13 protein-coding genes are annotated in these 16,237 nt (G+C 64.0%); 7 read left to right on the top strand and 6 right to left on the bottom strand.

Annotated elements, in window-relative coordinates; translation table 11 throughout:
- Positions 1–4 precede the first annotated feature (4 nt).
- Complete coding sequence (locus tag CTATCC11996_RS00630) at positions 5–1,348, bottom strand: C4-dicarboxylate transporter DctA (protein WP_003071889.1); 1,344 nt, start codon at positions 1,346–1,348, stop codon at positions 5–7.
- Between the two features lie 247 nt (positions 1,349–1,595).
- Positions 1,596–3,041 carry a cardiolipin synthase gene (gene cls, locus CTATCC11996_RS00625; RefSeq protein WP_003071887.1) on the bottom strand — a complete coding sequence of 482 codons (1,446 nt, stop codon included), beginning with the start codon at positions 3,039–3,041 and terminating at the stop codon, positions 1,596–1,598.
- Between the two features lie 209 nt (positions 3,042–3,250).
- Here cls and CTATCC11996_RS00620 point away from each other — a divergent pair, with 209 nt between their 5' ends.
- Together CTATCC11996_RS00620 and CTATCC11996_RS00615 are read left to right on the top strand one after the other, a co-directional pair.
- A complete protein-coding gene (locus CTATCC11996_RS00620) occupies positions 3,251–4,483 on the top strand; it encodes an ammonium transporter (RefSeq protein WP_003071885.1) in 1,233 nt (410 codons plus the stop codon).
- A 26-nt stretch (positions 4,484–4,509) separates the two neighbouring features.
- Positions 4,510–4,830 carry a hypothetical protein gene (locus tag CTATCC11996_RS00615; protein WP_003071883.1) on the top strand — a complete coding sequence of 107 codons (321 nt, stop codon included), beginning with the start codon at positions 4,510–4,512 and terminating at the stop codon, positions 4,828–4,830.
- A 114-nt stretch (positions 4,831–4,944) separates the two neighbouring features.
- On the opposite strand, the gene CTATCC11996_RS00610 is transcribed toward CTATCC11996_RS00615, so the two are convergent.
- Positions 4,945–6,321: a glycerophosphodiester phosphodiesterase family protein gene (locus CTATCC11996_RS00610; protein ID WP_003071881.1), complete on the bottom strand. Its 1,377-nt coding sequence runs from the start codon at positions 6,319–6,321 to the stop codon at positions 4,945–4,947.
- A gap of 120 nt (positions 6,322–6,441) precedes the next feature.
- Positions 6,442–7,644 carry a tryptophan synthase subunit beta gene (gene trpB, locus CTATCC11996_RS00605; RefSeq protein ID WP_003071879.1) on the bottom strand — a complete coding sequence of 401 codons (1,203 nt, stop codon included), beginning with the start codon at positions 7,642–7,644 and terminating at the stop codon, positions 6,442–6,444.
- 186 nt (positions 7,645–7,830) lie between these two features.
- On the opposite strand from trpB, the gene CTATCC11996_RS00600 reads away from it, so the two are divergent.
- Together CTATCC11996_RS00600 and CTATCC11996_RS00595 are read left to right on the top strand one after the other, a co-directional pair.
- A complete protein-coding gene (locus CTATCC11996_RS00600; RefSeq protein ID WP_034347911.1) occupies positions 7,831–9,282 on the top strand; it encodes a DUF2868 domain-containing protein in 1,452 nt (483 codons plus the stop codon).
- Positions 9,282–10,838 (top strand): DUF3482 domain-containing protein, encoded by a 1,557-nt coding sequence (locus CTATCC11996_RS00595; protein ID WP_003071875.1) that lies wholly within the window; start codon positions 9,282–9,284, stop codon positions 10,836–10,838. The genes CTATCC11996_RS00600 and CTATCC11996_RS00595 overlap by 1 nt, the downstream gene beginning before the upstream one ends.
- Here CTATCC11996_RS00595 and CTATCC11996_RS00590 read toward each other — a convergent pair.
- Together CTATCC11996_RS00590 and CTATCC11996_RS00585 are read right to left on the bottom strand one after the other, a co-directional pair.
- Complete coding sequence (locus CTATCC11996_RS00590) at positions 10,813–11,985, bottom strand: sensor histidine kinase (protein WP_003071873.1); 1,173 nt, start codon at positions 11,983–11,985, stop codon at positions 10,813–10,815. The two genes, CTATCC11996_RS00595 and CTATCC11996_RS00590, sit on opposite strands and share 26 nt — an antisense overlap.
- A complete protein-coding gene (locus CTATCC11996_RS00585) occupies positions 11,970–12,719 on the bottom strand; it encodes a response regulator (protein ID WP_003071871.1) in 750 nt (249 codons plus the stop codon). The genes CTATCC11996_RS00590 and CTATCC11996_RS00585 overlap by 16 nt, the downstream gene beginning before the upstream one ends.
- Before the next feature lie 233 nt (positions 12,720–12,952).
- Here CTATCC11996_RS00585 and CTATCC11996_RS00580 point away from each other — a divergent pair, with 233 nt between their 5' ends.
- Genes CTATCC11996_RS00580 through CTATCC11996_RS00570 form a run of 3 tightly spaced genes read left to right on the top strand, consistent with a single transcriptional unit; the run spans position 12,953 to position 16,237 of the window.
- Positions 12,953–14,329, top strand: coding sequence for an efflux transporter outer membrane subunit (locus tag CTATCC11996_RS00580; protein ID WP_034347910.1), 1,377 nt, complete (start codon positions 12,953–12,955; stop codon positions 14,327–14,329).
- Complete coding sequence (locus CTATCC11996_RS00575; protein WP_003071867.1) at positions 14,326–15,474, top strand: FtsX-like permease family protein; 1,149 nt, start codon at positions 14,326–14,328, stop codon at positions 15,472–15,474. Before CTATCC11996_RS00580 ends, CTATCC11996_RS00575 begins: the two co-directional genes overlap by 4 nt.
- Before the next feature lie 10 nt (positions 15,475–15,484).
- A complete protein-coding gene (locus CTATCC11996_RS00570) occupies positions 15,485–16,237 on the top strand; it encodes an ABC transporter ATP-binding protein (protein WP_003071865.1) in 753 nt (250 codons plus the stop codon).

The following is a 16,237-nucleotide window of genomic DNA, read 5'->3' as shown; positions in this document are numbered from 1 at the left end:
GGCTTTAATGGCTGGACTGAGGGATGGGGACTACGACAGGCGGCACGATAGCAGATGCATGGTCTTCTTCTGCTTCGGCCAGTGGCTCGGCCTTGCCGTCAAGTACCGCATGGGCACGTTCGCGGTCGATGTCGCCTTCCCAGGCTGCAATCGCCACGGTGGCCACGCAGTTGCCGATCAGATTGCCCAGAGCGCGTGCAATGCCCATGAACCAGTCCACCGACAGCACCAGCACCAGGCCGATCGCAGGGATGGCGGGAATGGCATGCAGGGTGGCGGCCAGCACCACGATGGCCGAGCCCGGTACGCCGTGCGCGCCCTTGGAGGTCACCAGTGCGATGGCCAGAATGGTCAGCAGGTCGGACATGCTGATCGGGGTGTTGGTGGCCTGGGCGATGAAGACCGCTGCCAGTGTGATGTAGATGGAGAACGCGTCCAGGTTGAACGAGTAGCCGGTGGGAATCACCAGGCCCACGGTGGAGTCACGCACGCCCATATTGCGCAGCTTGGCCATGATCTGGGGCAGCACGCTGTCGGAGGAGGTGGTCGCGAAGACGATGGTCAGTTCCTCACGCAGATAGCGCAGCAGCTTGATCAGGCTGAAGCCCGACAGGCGCATCACCAGGCCCAGCACCACGAACACGAAGAGCAGTACCGAGACGTAGAACAGCGCCACCAGCATGCCCAGCTGCTTGAGCGAGCCTATGCCGTACTGGCCCACGGTGAAGGAGATGGCGCCCAGCACGCCAAGCGGTGCCAGCTTGATGATGATGCCCATGACCTTGAACAGGGCCATGGACAAGGTGTCCACCAGCTCGGAAACGGGCTTGCCGCGCTCGCCCAGCATGGTCAGCGCGCAGCCGAACAGCACGGCGAACAGCAACACCTGCAGGACGTCTCCCTTGGCGAAGGCTTCCACCACGGTGGTGGGAATGAGCTTCATCAGGAAATCCACCGTGCCGCCGCTGGTCAGCTTGTCGGCATTGCTGGCGTAGGCCGCCATGGCCGAGGCGTCGAGCTTGCTGGTGTCCACGTTCATGCCCACGCCGGGCTCGAAGACAAAGGCCAGTACCAGGCCCATGCCCAGGGCGATGGTGGTCAGCACCTCGAAATAGATCAGGGCCTTGACGCCCACGCGGCCGACGCGCTTGAGGTCGCCCGCGCCGGCAATGCCGTGCACGACCACGCAGAACACCAGTATGGGGATGATCATCTTGATGAGCTTGATGAAGCCATCACCCAGGGGTTTGAGTTTCACGGCCCATTCAGGGGCCAGTAGTCCGGCGAGCACACCCAGTATGAGTGCGATCACCACCTGTCCGAACAGTGATCTGACAAAGCGGCGCATAGTCGTCTTTCGCAAGTTGTGGAATCTTGTATGCAAGTTGACTGCAACTTGCATACAAGAATGTAGGCAAGCGAAAGGCGTGCCAGCAGAGGGTATTCCTGCAGATTTCCGTAATTTCCAAGAGGGTCAGCCCTGACTTTCATGCATGAAATCGGGGCGGCTGTCCGTCCTGGTGCGAGATCGGCAGCCTGTATGCACGCGTGTGGTGCGCGGGCGGTGAGCATGCCCAAAGCTTGGGCACCAGGGTCTACAGCAGAGGGCTCAGGGCTCCCAGCAGGTTGTCCCAGATGCGCTTCCACCAGCGAGTGGAACGTACCTGCTCCAGCGTCACGGCATCGGACTCGCGCAGATAGCTTTGCTGGCGCTGACGGATGGCCTCGGTGATGGCTTTGTCGTGCAGCAGCACATTGTTCTCGAAGTTCAGGTCGAAGCTGCGCAGATCCAGATTCGTGGAGCCGATCAGGCTGACCGAGCCGTCCAGACACAGGGTCTTGGCATGCAGCAGGCCCGGTCGGAATTCGTGGATATGAACGCCCGCGCTCAGCAGCCGCCAGTAGTGGCTGCGGCTGACGGCGCCGACGATCCATGAGTCATTGCGGGCGGGCAGGATCAGCGTGACCTGAACCTGGCGCAGCGCGGCGGCGCACAAGGCATCAAGCACCGTGCTGTCGGGTACGAAGTAGGGGGTGGAGATCACGACCTCGCGCTGCGCACAGGCCAGCAGGCTGGCAACCAGCTGGGGTGTAGAGCGTGCTCTTTCCGTCGGCCCTTCGGCAATCGCAACGGCATGGAAGCCGCCGTCAGCGGCAGCGCCGGCTTCGGCCTCTATTGCCGGTGGGGCAAAGCTCGCATCGGACTGCGCCCAGTCGCTGGCAAAGGCCTGTTGCATCTGCGTGACCACGGGGCCCTGCAGGCGCAGCATGATGTCCACCCACGGGGCATAGCGAGCCTTGATGTGAAAGCCTTCGTCGGCGCAGTTCTGGCTGCCGCAATAGTTGATCCTGCCGTCTATGAGCGTGATCTTGCGGTGGTTGCGCAGGTCGATGCGGCTGGTCAGCATGACCTTGAGCAGATTGCTGATGGGCAGGGCAATCGCCAGATGCACGCCGGCCTGCCGCATCTGTTGCCACAGTGGCGAGCGCGTCAGCGCGCGCGATCCTAGTCCGTCGACCATGGCACGGCAGGTCACGCCGCGCTGCGCGGCACGCATCAGGGCATGGGCCACATCGGTGCCGGTGCTGTCGTCCAGCCAGATGTAGTAGAGCACGTTGATCTCGTGGCGCGCGGCATCCATGTCGGCCAGCATCTGCGAACGGGCATGTGCACCATCGCGCATCAACTCGGCCCTGTGGCCGGGCAGCGGCACGAAGCCGTTGATGGACGAGGCATAGCGAAAGGCCGGCAGCCATTGATCGGCCATGGCAGGCAGTGCCTGCGGGCTGCGGTCGGCATCGGTCGCGGCGCCGCTGCGGGACTGGCAGAACTCGCGCACATTGAGTCTTCTGCGGCCTGGTACGCGGCCCAGGGCTACCTCGCCAAACAGGTAGTACAGCAGGCAGCTCACATAGGGCAGCAGCACGATGACCATGAGCCAGGCCAGTCGCACGTCGGGCCGCATGTCCCGGCGCAGCAGGATGCGCAGGCCGAAGCCGGTGATCAGCAATACATGAAGAGTCAGCAGCAGCCAGGTCATGAATCAGTGCAGCAACGATGGACCTTGTCGAGCATAGCGGGCTCTGCCCCAAGCACAAGCTGCAAGCCCTGATTCATATGCTGCGAGCTTGAACTCATTGATCAGCAAGCGCAGCCTGCTATCAGCAGTGCAGCGACAGAAGACCGGCATGGCACTGGCATGGAACCTGCTTCCTTTTCTTGTCAAAGCAAACAAGCAGGGGGGAGTGCATGGAAATGGTGCCATTGACTGCCATCGACAAGGCAGATACCGGTTGGGTCATGGTTGCGTCGGCGCTGGTCTTGCTGATGACCTTGCCGGGCATCGCCCTGTTCTATGCGGGGCTGGTGCGTCGCAAGAATGTGGTCAACACCATGGTGGCCGTGTTCGCGGTGGCCTGTGTGGTGACTCTGACCTGGTTCGGTCTGGGCTACTCGCTCGCATTCACCGCCGATTCTCCCTGGCTCGGCAATCTGGGGCGCGCCTGGTTTGCCTCATTGCACTTTGATGGTCGGCGCAGCGTGATCTCGGTCAGTCATCTGGCGCCGCATCTGCCCGAAGCGGCCTATGCCCTGTTCCAGGCCGCATTCGCCATCATCACGACCTCACTGATCGTGGGGGCCGTGGTCGAGCGCATGCGCTTTGCGGCCCTGCTGGTGTTTGCTGCGCTGTGGAGCGTTCTGGTCTATGCACCGGTGGCGCACTGGGTGTGGGAGAGCGGCGGCTGGCTGAACCAGCTGGGCGCACTGGACTTTGCCGGCGGTGCCGTGGTGCATGTGAACGCGGGTGTGGCGGCGCTGGTCTGTGCCTTCATGATGGGGCGCAGGCGTGGCTATGGCACCGAGCCTTTCGAGCCGCACAGCCTGGGCTGGACGGCCATGGGCACGGCGCTGCTGCTGTTCGGATGGTTCGGCTTCAACGCCGGATCGGCGCTGTCCGCGGACGGGCGTGCAGCGCTGGCCTTTGTGGTCACGCTGGTAGCGGCCTCGGCCGCGGGGCTCGCATGGATGGTGGTGGAGTGGCTGGTGCGCGGCGCTCCGACCCTGCTGGGCCTGCTCTCGGGCATGGTGGGCGGACTGGTCGCCATCACTCCTGCTGCCGGTTTTGTGCAGGTGGGCAGTGCAGTGTGGATAGGTCTGATTGCGGGCACTGTCTGCTTCTGGGGCGCAACCTGGCTCAAGCGCAGGCTGGGGGCCGACGATTCGCTCGATGTCTTCGGCGTGCACGGTGTGGGCGGCATTGCCGGCTCCATCCTCACGGCGGTTTTTGCCGACCCCCTGATCACGGGCACGAGTGCCACGGTGCTGAATCAGCTGATTGCGGTGGCAGCGGTGGCTGCCTACAGCGCCGCGGCCACGGCCGGGGTGCTGGTGCTGATCCGTCTGCTGATGCCGTTGCGGGTGGACGCCGTGCAGGAAATGGAAGGCCTGGATATCAGCCTGCATCTGGAGCGTCAGCACTAGTGATCCATCAAAGACAGGAGCGGTGTATGGAGGACAGCGAGCGAGTGGCGGTGGCCGCACATCTGCATGTGGTGTTGCGCCGCAAGACCGGCCGGGTGACCGATACCGAATGGATGGCCTGCAACCAGGCCTATGCACAGGCCATGGTGGCTTTTGCGCTGGAGCATGCGCGGGAGCAACAGGACGAGGAGCTGGCGCGTCTGGCCCGGCGTCTGCAGGACAGCTGGAGCGGCGACAAGCCCCGGCATGCAGCGCCTGCCGAGACTGCGCAGAGCGATAGCTCCGTCACCACCAAGGCCGCAGAGATACTGCGCACCTCGGCACGCTATATCGGCGGGCTGCGCTGAGGCACAAGCCGGATCTGAGGGCGGTACGGCTTGGCGCCACGGGTCTCAATGCCTGTGATCCGTGGCAGTCCGCTGCAGCACGCTGAAGCAGGCTGTGCCGGCAACAAGCCTGGCCTATTGCTTTTTCAACTCGGCAATATAGGCGTCGCGGGCCTTCACGCCATCGGCCGTGAAGTCGGTGAACACGCCGTCAATGCCCAGACGGTAGTAAGCCAGATATTCCTGCAGCGGGTCGCCCTTGAAGATGCCCGCGAGCCGGCTGGCCTCGCTGCGGAAGGTAAAGCTGTGCACCACCAGGCCGGCCTTGTGCGCATTGGCGATCAGGCCGGTGTCCTTGAGCGTGTTGACGTCCTTGAGGCCTGCGCCGTCCTTGTAGGGAACGACGGAATGGGCCAGCACCTGGGGTTTCCAGGGGCCGATGCCGTCGGCATAGGTCTTGATCTCGGCCAGGCCTGCCGGTGTCTGCATGACCGCGAAGGTGCGCGCATCGCCGGCCAGAGTCCAGCTATAGGGGCGGCCGCTGATAAAGGTCCATTCGTCGGCGGTGATATAGCCTACGGAGCCATCCTTGAAGTTGTAGTCGTTGCCATCGATCAGCTGCACCCCCTTGGCCCGCATGCCCGCCTTGCGCAGATACTTCAGACTGTCGGGGTCGAAGCTCTGGATATAGATGGGCGCTTCCTTGCGGTTGAGATTGTTCCTGTCCAGCAGCGCCATCACGGCGTCTTCGAAGGGGTGGTCACCCGTTCCGCAGCTGTTGGCAATGGCCTGCTGGTTGTTCCAGTAAGGATTTTTGGTCTCGGCGTAGACGGCAATCGTGCGGCCTGTCGCCTTGCCCTTGGCGAGTGCGATATCGATCACATCCTGTGCGCTGATCAGTGGCAGCTTGCCATTCCATTCGCTGGGGCGATCGGCGCGGTTGTCCAGCGTGGTGCCGCCAAACAGCGTGCGCAGCTCGTGCAGGGTGAAGTCCGAGATGGACCAGTCGCCGGTGTGGTCCTCGCCATCGACCACCAGAGCCTGCAGCACCGACTTCTGATTGTTCGGGTCGATGCGGTCGCTCAGGTACTGCGCGGGGCCGTTGGCGGCAATGGCCGGGTACTTCACGTTGACCAGCACGCCGGGCGTGTTGCGCTTGCGGCCCGCCACATAGGCATTGATCTTGGCGACCTCGGCGATATTGGTGCTGTCGCTGAGCCAGGCGTTGTGGCGTGCCACCAGTTGGCAGTCGCGGCTCAGGTGCATGTCCAGCTCGATCATGTCGGCACCGGCATCGATGGCTTTCTCATACGCCATTTGTGTCTGCTCGGGGTACAGGCCCGAATAGCCGCGGTGAGCGATGACCTGGGGCTGCTTGCCGTCCAGCGTCAGAAACTGCGGCGCAGGTGCCGGCGTCGGGCCGTCTCCACCGCCACAGGCGCTCAGGGCAAGGGCGGCAAGCAAGGTCAGAGCAAAGACGGGGTGGCGGGTATGGAACATGGTTTCAGGCATGGATGGAGGTTGCCTCATGCTTGCGGTTGTTGATGACGGTTGTGTGACCGTGCCCTCAGAGCGTGTTCACGCACCGAAACACAGGGCTGCGGGGCGGCAGCCCTGTGCGGGATGTGGCGGTTACAGCCCCAGCTTCCTGGCGACGTAATCGGCATCCTTGTCGCCGCGTCCCGAGAGGTTGACCAGAATATGCTGGCCCTTGCCGAGCTTGGGAGCTTCTCGCATGGCCCAGGCCACGGCGTGCGCACTTTCCAGAGCCGGGATGATGCCCTCCACACGCGACAGCGTCATGAAGGCATTCAGGCATTCCTTGTCGTCCACGGACTGGTAGTCCACGCGCCCTATGTCCTTGAGATAGCTGTGCTGCGGGCCCACGCCGGGATAGTCCAGGCCCGAGGCAATGCTGTGCACGGCGGCCGGCGTGCCGTCGGCGTTCTCCAGCACATAGCACTTCATGCCGTGAATCTCGCCGGGCTTGCCAACCGACAGCGTGGCGGCATGGCGGCCGGGCTTGTCCACGCCCTCACCGGCAGGCTCCACGCCCACCAGATGCACGGATGCGTCACCCAGGAAGGCAGTGAAGATGCCCATGGCATTGCTGCCTCCGCCCACGCAGGCCGCCACATGGTCGGGCAGCTTGCCGTGCCGCGTCTGGAACTGCTCGCGTGCCTCGCGACCGACGATGGACTGGAAGTCCCGCACCATCATGGGAAAGGGGTGGGGGCCGACCACCGAGCCAATGGCGTAAATGGTGTTGACGGGGTCTTGCAGATAGACCTCGAAGGCGCTGTCCACGGCCTCCTTCAGAGTGGCCGCGCCGCGCGTGACGGGCACCAGATTGCAGCCCAGAATGCGCATCTTGGTGACGTTGGGATGTTCCTTCTCGATATCCACCTGGCCCATGTGAATCTCGCAGGGAATGCCCACCAGTGCACAGGCCGTGGCCAGGGCCACGCCATGCTGGCCGGCGCCGGTCTCTGCAATGACTTTTTTCTTGCCCATGAACTTGGCCAGCAGCGCCTCGCCCAGGCAGTGGTTGATCTTGTGCGCTCCCGTGTGATTCAGATCTTCGCGCTTGAGATGGATCTGCGCGCCGCCCAGTTGATCGGACAGGCGCCTGGCGTGAAAGATGGGGCTGGGTCGGCCTACATAGTCGGCAAACAGTGCGGCCAGCTCGTCCTGGAAATCCTTGCGTTTGACGATCTCTTCATAGGCTGCAGCGATCTCGTCCATGCATTGCTTGAGCTCTGGCGGCACGAGCTGGCCGCCGTAGGGGCCGAAGAAGCCTTGCGCATCGGGCATGGCCTGGGGGTTCTGGGTCATGGCTTGTCTCCTTGGTGTGTGGTGCAGCAAAGCTGCATTCATAGCACACGGCGGGCTCAAGGCGCTTGCAGGCAAGTCCGGATGGAAGAGTCGTGAGAAATGCCTGCAGCCCCCAGGAAGAATGTGCTGACAGCTATTGTTTTGATATTTGCGGCGCCCTCTCTTGCTCTGAAACACAATAGCAACATGAAAGCCAGCTCAGCCCGCGATATTGTCTTTGCCCATGCTCTGGAAACCGCAGCCCCGCACGAGGCGCTGCCAACGGCCGAGCGCTGCACTGCCATCACGCAGGAGTGCCTGCACGCCCTGGGCAAGACCAAGGGTGGCGGCCGTGCAGCGTTCGAGAGTTTTCTGCAGGAGCGGGCACAACGTGTGATCGCTGCAGCGCAGCTGCCTGCCGACATACGCGCGATGGCCCGGCAGCACGCCGGCATTTCGCGCTGGATGGTGCTGGCCGTGATGGCTGCGGCATTTGCGCTGGGCTTTGCGGGTCATGCGATCACAGACCCGCACCGTGTGGACCTGCTCTCTGCCTCCCTGATCGGCATCGTGCTGTGGAATCTGCTGGTCTATGTGCTGTTGCTGCTGACCTGGCTGCGCAGTCTGGTGCGGCGCAAGAAGACGGTGATTGCGCCGCTGGAGCCTGAGCCAGGTCAGGGCGCTGTGCCGCAGCGGCCCGTGGCAGAACCCGGCGGCTGGCTGCAAAAGCTGCAGACCAGGAGGTGGAGTGTTTCGCGCGGCACGGGGCTGCGCAAGATGGCGCTGAACTTCGAGCGAAACTGGTGGCAGGTCAACCAGCGGCCGCGCCATGCGCAATGGCTTGTGTGCCTGCATCTGGGAGCCGCCATGCTGGCACTGGGAGCGCTGGCATCGCTATGGCTGACCGGCCTGACCAGGGCTTATCAAGTGGGCTGGGAGAGCACTTTTCTCTCGCCCTCCGCCGTGCAGACCTGCCTGAATCTGCTGTTTGCGCCGGTGCAATATCTGCTGGGTCTGGCACCGTGGAGTCTGGCCCAGATCCAGGCGCTGCAGGGCTGGTCGTCCGGTGATGCCGCAGATGCGGGGCCGCGCTGGGTGCAGCTCTACAGCTGGCTGCTGGGCTTGATGGTGGTGGCGCCGCGCCTGCTGCTGGCGCTGTGGCAGGGTGCCAGGGTCTGGTGGTTGAGCCAGCATCTGGCCTTGCCGCTGCAGCAGCCTTATTTCCAGAAGCTGCAGCGTGACTGGGCGGGGCGCGCCACGGCGCTGCTGGTCCAGCCCTACAGCCTGGACATCACGCCCGAGCGCGAAGCCGCCCTGCGCAACCATGTGGCGCAGAGCTACGGCGCTGGGGCGCAGCTTGCGCTGTTGCCGGTGCTGGCCTATGGATCGCCCTTGCCGGACGCTTCGGCCGTTGAGGCACAGCAGGTGCTGCTGCTTAATCTGGCTGCCACGCCCGAGGCGGAGATCCATGGCGTGCTGCTGGCGCAGGTATTGAACCGCTGGGGTGCGCAGACCAATGTGTGGCTATGGGCGGCGGACTTTCGTGCGCGCAACAGCGGTGCCCAGGCGCGCGTGCAGGAGCGCGAGCAGCTGTGGCGGGAATTTGTGCGCAGCGCGGGATTGAACGCGACCCTGGTGCCCGGTGCAGGAGTGTCATGATGAGCGAGAGCAAGGAACTGGTTCCGATCGACAGCAGCATTCAGTGGTGTCTGCTGTCGCACACCAATATCGGCAAGACCACGCTGACCCGTACGCTGATGGCCGACGACGTCGGCGAGATTGACGATGCCGCCCATGTGACCACGCAGTCACAGCGCTATCTGCTTCAGAAGACGCAGCAGGGCGATGAGCTGTGGCTATGGGATACACCGGGTTTCGGCGACTCTGTGCGGCTGTATGAGCGCCTGCGGCAGCAAGGCAATCCGCTGGGCTGGTTTCTCAGCAATGTCTGGGACCGGTGGCGCGACAAGCCTTTTTACCTGAGCCAGCGTGCCCTGCTCGCTGCACGCGACCATGCGGATGTGATGCTCTACCTTGTCAACGCGGCAGAGGACCCTGCCGATGCGGGCTACTGGAGCGCCGAGATGAACATACTGGCCTGGCTGAAAAAGCCGGTCATCGTGCTGCTCAACCAGGTCGGCAGCGACACCACGGCAGAGCAGACGCAGGAAGATTTGAGGCGCTGGCAGCAGGCGACGCAGAGCTTTCAAAGCGTGGTGCGCGATGTGCTGGTGCTCGACGCCTTCACGCGCAGCTGGTGGCATGAGCGCAGGATGATGCAGCGCATTGCGCCATTGTTGCCCCTGTCGAAACAGCCCGCCTATCAGCGCCTGCTGGAGCAGCGTGCCTGGCTGCAGCAACAGCGCGAGCAGGCGAGCCTGGCGGTCATGGCAGAGCAGTTGCTGGCAGCTGCTGGGCTGAATGAAAAGCTCGATCCCGAACAAGGCCGGCTGCTGGCGCGTGCCTGGCAAGGCCTGAGCCAGCTCACCGCCAAGCTGGGCAAATCGGCAGAGGGTGAAGAGCGGCTCGGAGCCCAGGCCAGGGCGGCCGTGCAGCGGCTGCTGCAGGCTTTGCGTCAGGCCGATGTGCAGGCCACGCAGCGCTTGCTCGAGATTCATGGACTCGACGGTCAGGCGGCCAGTCAGATTCAGGAGCAACTGCGCAGCCAGCTTCAGATCACCACGCCTGTGGATGCGCAGGCGGCCAGCTTGTGGGGGGCGTTGACTGCCGGTGCGGCCACAGGACTGGGGGCCGATCTGATGGCCGGAGGCTTGACGCTGGGTGCCGGTGCCCTGGTGGGCGCGCTGCTGGGGGCCCTCACCTTTGGCGGGGCGGCCTGGGGAGCGAACAAGATGTTCGACCAGGAGCAGCAGAGCTTTCGACTCTCTGGCGACTATCTGAACGCCAGCGTGAGCCAGGTACTGCTCAAGTACCTGCTGATCTCGCATTTTGGCCGCGGTCGCGGGCGTTACACGAGCCCTGCGGCGCCCAGCCAATGGAGCGAGCTGGCCCAGGTCACGGTGCAGGCACATGCTGCCCAATGGGCAGCTCTCTGGGAGCAGCTGCGCGAAGCAAATACCGCAGGGGCGGCCACCGATGCGCAAAGAGTCGCCATCATGGAGTTGCTTTCGCAAAGCCTGCAGCAGATCATGGCCGATCTCTATCCGGGGCTGAGCGCAGAGCCCTCTGTCAGAGACGCGGAAAGCGCACCGTAAACAGGGCGCCGCCACGCTCGGAGACGCCCGTGCTGACGGTTCCGCCCTGTGAAGTCACCAGAGCCTTGACGATGGACAGGCCCAGGCCCGAGCCTTCCCGGCGGCGCTTGCCTGGGGCCTGGACAAAGCGCTGGAACGGATGGGCCTGGACCTCGGGGGCAAGGCCGGGACCCGCATCGCCCACTTCCAGGATCACCCATGACTGTTTCTGGTGGTCGGAGCTCGCATGCACCCGGATGCTCAGCCAGTGGCCGCTGCTGGCATGGCGCAGCACATTGCTGATCAGGTTGGTGGTGATCTGGCGCAAGCGGTCGGTGTCGGCTTTGATGTCGGTGCTGCCATCGCCGTCCTGCATGGGCAGATCCAGTGACAAGGCCATGTCCAGCTTTTGCAGCTGCGGGTGCAGCTCCTCGACGACATCGCCGACCAGTGTGGCGAGGTCTATGCGTTCCTTGCGCAGGGACAGTTGTCCGGCGTCGGCCATGGACAGGGTGTGCAGGTCGCCGACCAGCCGTCCCAGGTGCTCGACCTGGGCCAGCAGCGTCTTCATCTCGGCCTGGCTGGAGTCGATGACGCCGTCGCAGATCGCATGCAGTCTTGCCTGCAGCACCGTCAAGGGGGTGCGCAGCTCGTGGGAGATGGAGGCTGCCGTGGCCAGCCGCTCCGCTTCCAGGGTTTCCAGCGAATCGACCATGCCGTTGAAGGCATCGATCATTTCTGCCATCTCGCCGTGGGCATTGCCCTTGACGGCTCTGGAGGCCAGATCGCCGCGCTCCACGCGCGCAGCCACTTCCACCATGGAGGCCAGCGGACTGGTGATGCGTCGCGAAATCCAGAAGCCCACGGCCATGCCGAAAGGCAGGCTGACAGCCAGGCCGATGACCAGCGACCATTTCTCGCCGAACAGGCGGTCGCCTTCCCAGTACTCGGAGTAGATCTGAAGGGCTCTGGGGCTGTCCTCCAGATCCTGGGACTTCAGCGCTTCCAGCTCGGTCTTTACGGGGCTTGGCAGGTGGCGGTAGAACTCGCGGTACTGCAGTTCGGAAAACGCCAGCACGCCAATCGCCAGCGAGGCAATGGCCAGCAGCACGGCCGCCGTGATCCACAGACCAAAGCGGACCCAGATGCGGTTCAGTCCCAGGGCCATAGACGATAGCCAATACCGCGCACGGTCTCGATCAGTCCGTCCTGTCCGGCCAGTTGCAGCTTGCGACGCAGCTTGGAGAGATGGGAGTCGATCACCCGCTCCAGCGCATCGCTCTCCGGCAGGCAGTTCTCAATCAGGTAGGCTCGTGAAAAGCAGCGGCGTGGCTGGGCCGCCAGGCAGGCCAGCAGACGGAATTCCGTGAGCGTCAGTGCCAGAGGAACGGCCTGGCCCGCATCGTCATAGACGGCTGCACTGTGGGCTTCCACGTCGATCTCTATCGGTCCGACGCGTATGGGGGCTGCCACCGGAGCAGGCTTGGCCTGGGTGCGGCGCAGCACGGCACGTACCCGGGCCACCACCTCGGGAGGGTTGAAAGGCTTGACCACATAGTCGTCCGCTCCCAGGCGCAGTGCCAGCAGCTTGTCCACATCGTCTGCCAGGGCCGTCACCATGATGACGGGCACATCGCTGTCATTGCGAATCATGCGCAGCACATCCACGCCATCGACCTTGGGCAGATGAATGTCTAGCAGAACCAGGTCCGGGCGCAGCTGGCGAAAGCTCTGCAGGGCTTCCTCGCCGTCCTGCGCCATGCGAATTCGCAGGCCGTCGCGCTCCAGATAGGCGCTGAGAACGCCCGCAATTGCAGGTTCGTCTTCGACCACAAGCACCATGGGCGTGGAAGCAGGTTGAGCAAAAGTAGTCATGGTTTTGTGTGCAGCAAAGTCATGCATCTGCTGGACTCCCTGAAACTTGTTATCTGCACATTATGTGCTTTGCCGCTGCAATAGCCGAATGGCTACGGCTCTCCATAATTCCTACATAAACCCTGCAATCTGGCGAAAGCTTGCTGCCGTCCAATGGCGAGGATGGAAAGCTGTTTCCGCTTTCTGCAGGTTCCCGGGTGACACCTATAGCTTGAGCCAACTGCGCTGTGATATTTCCCTCTCACGTCTCGCGTCTTCGCATGGGCAGTCTGTGTCTGTGTGTCTTGTCGTTGCTGGCAGGCTGTGCTGCGCCCGAGGCAGTCAAGCTGGACCGGACCACACCACCTCAATGGCAGCAGCAGGCGTCGGCTCAAAAGTCGGACCCTGCGGCATTGGCCCACTGGTGGCGCGCCTGGAATGACCCCGCGCTGAATGCGCTGGTGGACGAGGCGCTGTCCCAGAACCTTGATGTGGCTCAGGCCGTGCTGCGCCTGCGTCAGCAGCGTTTGCTGGCAGGTACGGCCGATGCGGCTTTCCGCCCCATAGTCAATACCGGAGCGCGGACCCTGCAGGATATCGCGGCAGTTGACACCTACTTTCATGCCAGCATCGATGTGAGCTGGGATCTGGGCCTGTTTGGCGATTCCGCCGCGGCACGCCGTGCCGGCGCAGCCGGCGTGCTGGACGCGCAAGCCCAGCTGCATGCGGCGCGGGTGGCCCTGGTGGCCGATGTGGTGCATCGCTATCTCGATATCCGGCTGGCCCAGGTGCAGCGCAGCTTGGCCGAGAGGCAGTTGCAGCAGGCACAGCGACAATTGCAGCTCTTGCAGATTCGGCATGAGCAGAGGCTGACAGATGCCCAGTCTCTGGAGCAGCAGAAGTTGCAGCTGCGCACTGCACAGTCTCAGCTGTTCACCTTGAACGAAGCCCAGGCACGTGCTGCCCATGCGCTGGCAGCCCTGCTGGGGCGCGAGCGCGCCGAGCCGCAATGGCTGCAGCCCGGTGCCGATGTCGCGCTGCCCGCAATGCAGGCGCTTGCCGTGCTGCCGGCAGACCTGCTGCGCAGCCGCCCCGATATTCAAAGCGCCGAGGCCGCGGTGGAGCAGGCCGCAGCCGAGGTCGGCGTATCGCGCGCGGCACTCTATCCGCGGCTGACCCTGACGGGGTCCCTGCTGTATGCCTACAACCTGACGCGCAATCACCGCACGACCTCGGACTCCATCCCTATGGTCGGTCCGCAGATCGATATTCCGCTCTTTGACTGGGGTCGCCGCCGTGCCGTGGCAGACGGCAAGGAGCTGGCGCTGCAGGCCAGCATCAAGGCCTACCGTCAGGCTGTGCTCAATGGCATTGCCGAGGCTGAAACCGCCCTGGCAGCGGTTGCTGCCCAGCAGCAAAGACAGCAGCAGCTGCAGTCCGAGAGGCAGATCCATGCAGGGCGCGAAAAGGCCCAGGCAGTGCGCCAGCAACTGGGCCTGTCCAACGAGCTTTCGGGCATCGATAGCGCCCGCGCCAGCCTGCAAAACCAGAGCGAGCTGGCAACCGCCAGGGCTGCCGAGGCGCTGGCCTATGTGGCGCTCTACAAGGCCGTGGGCGCTGCGCCCATCGATGCCGCAGTCTCCGAGGCCCAGCCATGATTGCCCTGGCGCGCAAGACGCTGATCTATGAGTGGAGGCGCTTTGTCCCCTCGGTGTTTGCCGTGGGCTTTTCGGGTGTTCTGCTGGCCATGCAGGCCGCCTTGGTGCTGGGCATCTTCGGCTCTGCCGCGATCTACGTGACGGCTTCTTCGGCCGATCTCTGGGTGGGCTATCCGGGTACGCAAAGCGTGAACTTCGGGCGCAATATCGGCAGCGATGTGGAGATGCGCCTGCGCATGGACCCCGATGTCGCGGCCGTGGAGTCCTATGTCTGGGTCGATGGCGACTGGCGCGCGCGCGCCGGTGCCCAGGGTGCTGCCGGAGGCGGAGTCTCGGTCTATCTCTCGGGCGTCAGCACTGCGGACAACTCCATGATGTTCACCAAGGTGCTCACCTCCTGGCAGCGACAGCTGCTGCGCGAGCCCGGTGCCGTGATTGTGGACAGGGCGGACCTGGGGACTCTGGGCGCGCAGGAAGGCAGTACGGCCTGGATCAACAACCATGCGGTCAAGATCGTGGCTGCCGTCGACGGCTTGCGCGGGCTGGGCGGCGTCAACGTGATCGCCTCGCTCAGCACGACCCGCGAAATTGCAGAAACCAGTGCCGAGCATGGCAGCACCTATTTTGTGGCGCGTCTCAAGCAAGGAGCCAAGGCAGGCGAGGCCCAGGCGCGATTGAGCCGGTCCAGCAGCAGCTTCGGCCCGTACGAGGTCTGGACGGCGGATGCCTTTGCGCGCCGCTCTCAGCGTTACTGGATGCTCGATACCGGCGCCGGTGCCGGCGTGCTCTTCATGGCCGTCATCGTCTGCCTGGTGGGCGCCATCGTGACCAGCCAGTCGCTCAAGGCGGTGGTGGCAGGATCCGCCCGCGAGTATGCGGTACTCAATGCCCTGGGCGTGAGCCGGGCAGCCCTGGGCCGCGTGGTGGTAGAGCAGGCCTGCTGGATTGGCGGTCTGGGCTTCGTGCTGGCGGCATTGGCCAGCGCGGTGCTGCTGAGCATTGCATCCGCCTATCGGGTCCCTGTGGCCCTCAACCTGTCCGCGGTACTCGCCTGCGGCTTTCTGGTGGCCGTGCTGTCGCTGCTGTCGGGTCTGGGCGCCATGCGCAGCCTGCTGCGTGCCGACCCGGCAACCCTGTTGCGTTGAGGCCTGAAACATGCAAGCCCAGACCATGGAACGCGTCAAAACACCTGTAGCCAAGGATGCTGTGCCCAGCCTCGAGGCCGTGCGCCTCGACAAATCCTTTGTGTCGGGCATCGTCCAGGTGCATGTGCTGCAGGGGCTGTCCGTCAGCCTCTATGCGGGCGAGCTGAGCCTGATCTCTGGCCCGTCGGGCTGCGGCAAAAGCACGCTGCTGTCGCTGATGTCGGGTCTGCAAAAGCCCGATGCCGGCCATGCGCTGGCACTGGGCGAGGACCTGGCCAAGCTCGGTACGGCGGCGCTGGAGAAATTTCGTCTGCGCCATACGGGCTTCGTCTTCCAGGGCTTCAATCTGTTTCCGGCCCTGACGGCACTGGAGCAGGTGCAACTGCCACTGGGCTATATGGGCCTCAAAAGCGCCGAGACATTGCGCCGTGCCAAGGAGGCGCTCGATGAAGTGGGGCTCTCGCACCGCAGTCATATGCGTCCGGCCCAGCTGTCGGGTGGCGAGAAGCAGCGTGTGGCCATCGCACGTGCCATGGCCAAGCAGCCTCGTCTGCTGTTCGCCGACGAGCCCACCAGTGCGCTGGATGCCGAGAGCGGCCAGCGCGTCATCGACTTGCTGCACCGTGCAGCGCGCACGCACGGCACCACGGTGCTGTGCGTCAGCCATGACCCGCGTCTGGTGCGCCACGCCGATCGTGTGCTGGGCATGGAAGACGGCGCCATTCGCAGCGACTGGCGCCAGAACAGCCCCATCAAGGAATAA

Source organism: Comamonas testosteroni ATCC 11996, assembly GCF_000241525.1.
Taxonomy (GTDB): domain Bacteria; phylum Pseudomonadota; class Gammaproteobacteria; order Burkholderiales; family Burkholderiaceae_C; genus Comamonas; species Comamonas testosteroni.
The sequence above is the reverse complement of the archived record's forward strand: the minus strand, read 5'-3'. Positions and strand labels throughout refer to the sequence as shown.

Bases quoted from the DNA above. Each gene is read 5' to 3' on its own strand.
- CTATCC11996_RS00570 (WP_003071865.1), top strand. From the start codon at position 15,485: ATGCAAGCCCAGACCATGGAACGCGTCAAAACACCTGTAGCCAAGGAT.
- CTATCC11996_RS00595 (WP_003071875.1), top strand. From the start codon at position 9,282: ATGAGCGAGAGCAAGGAACTGGTTCCGATCGACAGCAGCATTCAGTGG.
- CTATCC11996_RS00600 (WP_034347911.1), top strand. From the start codon at position 7,831: ATGAAAGCCAGCTCAGCCCGCGATATTGTCTTTGCCCATGCTCTGGAA.
- CTATCC11996_RS00575 (WP_003071867.1), top strand. From the start codon at position 14,326: ATGATTGCCCTGGCGCGCAAGACGCTGATCTATGAGTGGAGGCGCTTT.
- CTATCC11996_RS00615 (WP_003071883.1), top strand. From the start codon at position 4,510: ATGGAGGACAGCGAGCGAGTGGCGGTGGCCGCACATCTGCATGTGGTG.
- CTATCC11996_RS00590 (WP_003071873.1), bottom strand. From the start codon at position 11,985: ATGGCCCTGGGACTGAACCGCATCTGGGTCCGCTTTGGTCTGTGGATC.
- CTATCC11996_RS00580 (WP_034347910.1), top strand. From the start codon at position 12,953: ATGGGCAGTCTGTGTCTGTGTGTCTTGTCGTTGCTGGCAGGCTGTGCT.
- CTATCC11996_RS00630 (WP_003071889.1), bottom strand. From the start codon at position 1,348: ATGCGCCGCTTTGTCAGATCACTGTTCGGACAGGTGGTGATCGCACTC.
- CTATCC11996_RS00585 (WP_003071871.1), bottom strand. From the start codon at position 12,719: ATGCATGACTTTGCTGCACACAAAACCATGACTACTTTTGCTCAACCT.
- cls (WP_003071887.1), bottom strand. From the start codon at position 3,041: ATGACCTGGCTGCTGCTGACTCTTCATGTATTGCTGATCACCGGCTTC.
- CTATCC11996_RS00610 (WP_003071881.1), bottom strand. From the start codon at position 6,321: ATGCCTGAAACCATGTTCCATACCCGCCACCCCGTCTTTGCTCTGACC.
- trpB (WP_003071879.1), bottom strand. From the start codon at position 7,644: ATGACCCAGAACCCCCAGGCCATGCCCGATGCGCAAGGCTTCTTCGGC.
- CTATCC11996_RS00620 (WP_003071885.1), top strand. From the start codon at position 3,251: ATGGAAATGGTGCCATTGACTGCCATCGACAAGGCAGATACCGGTTGG.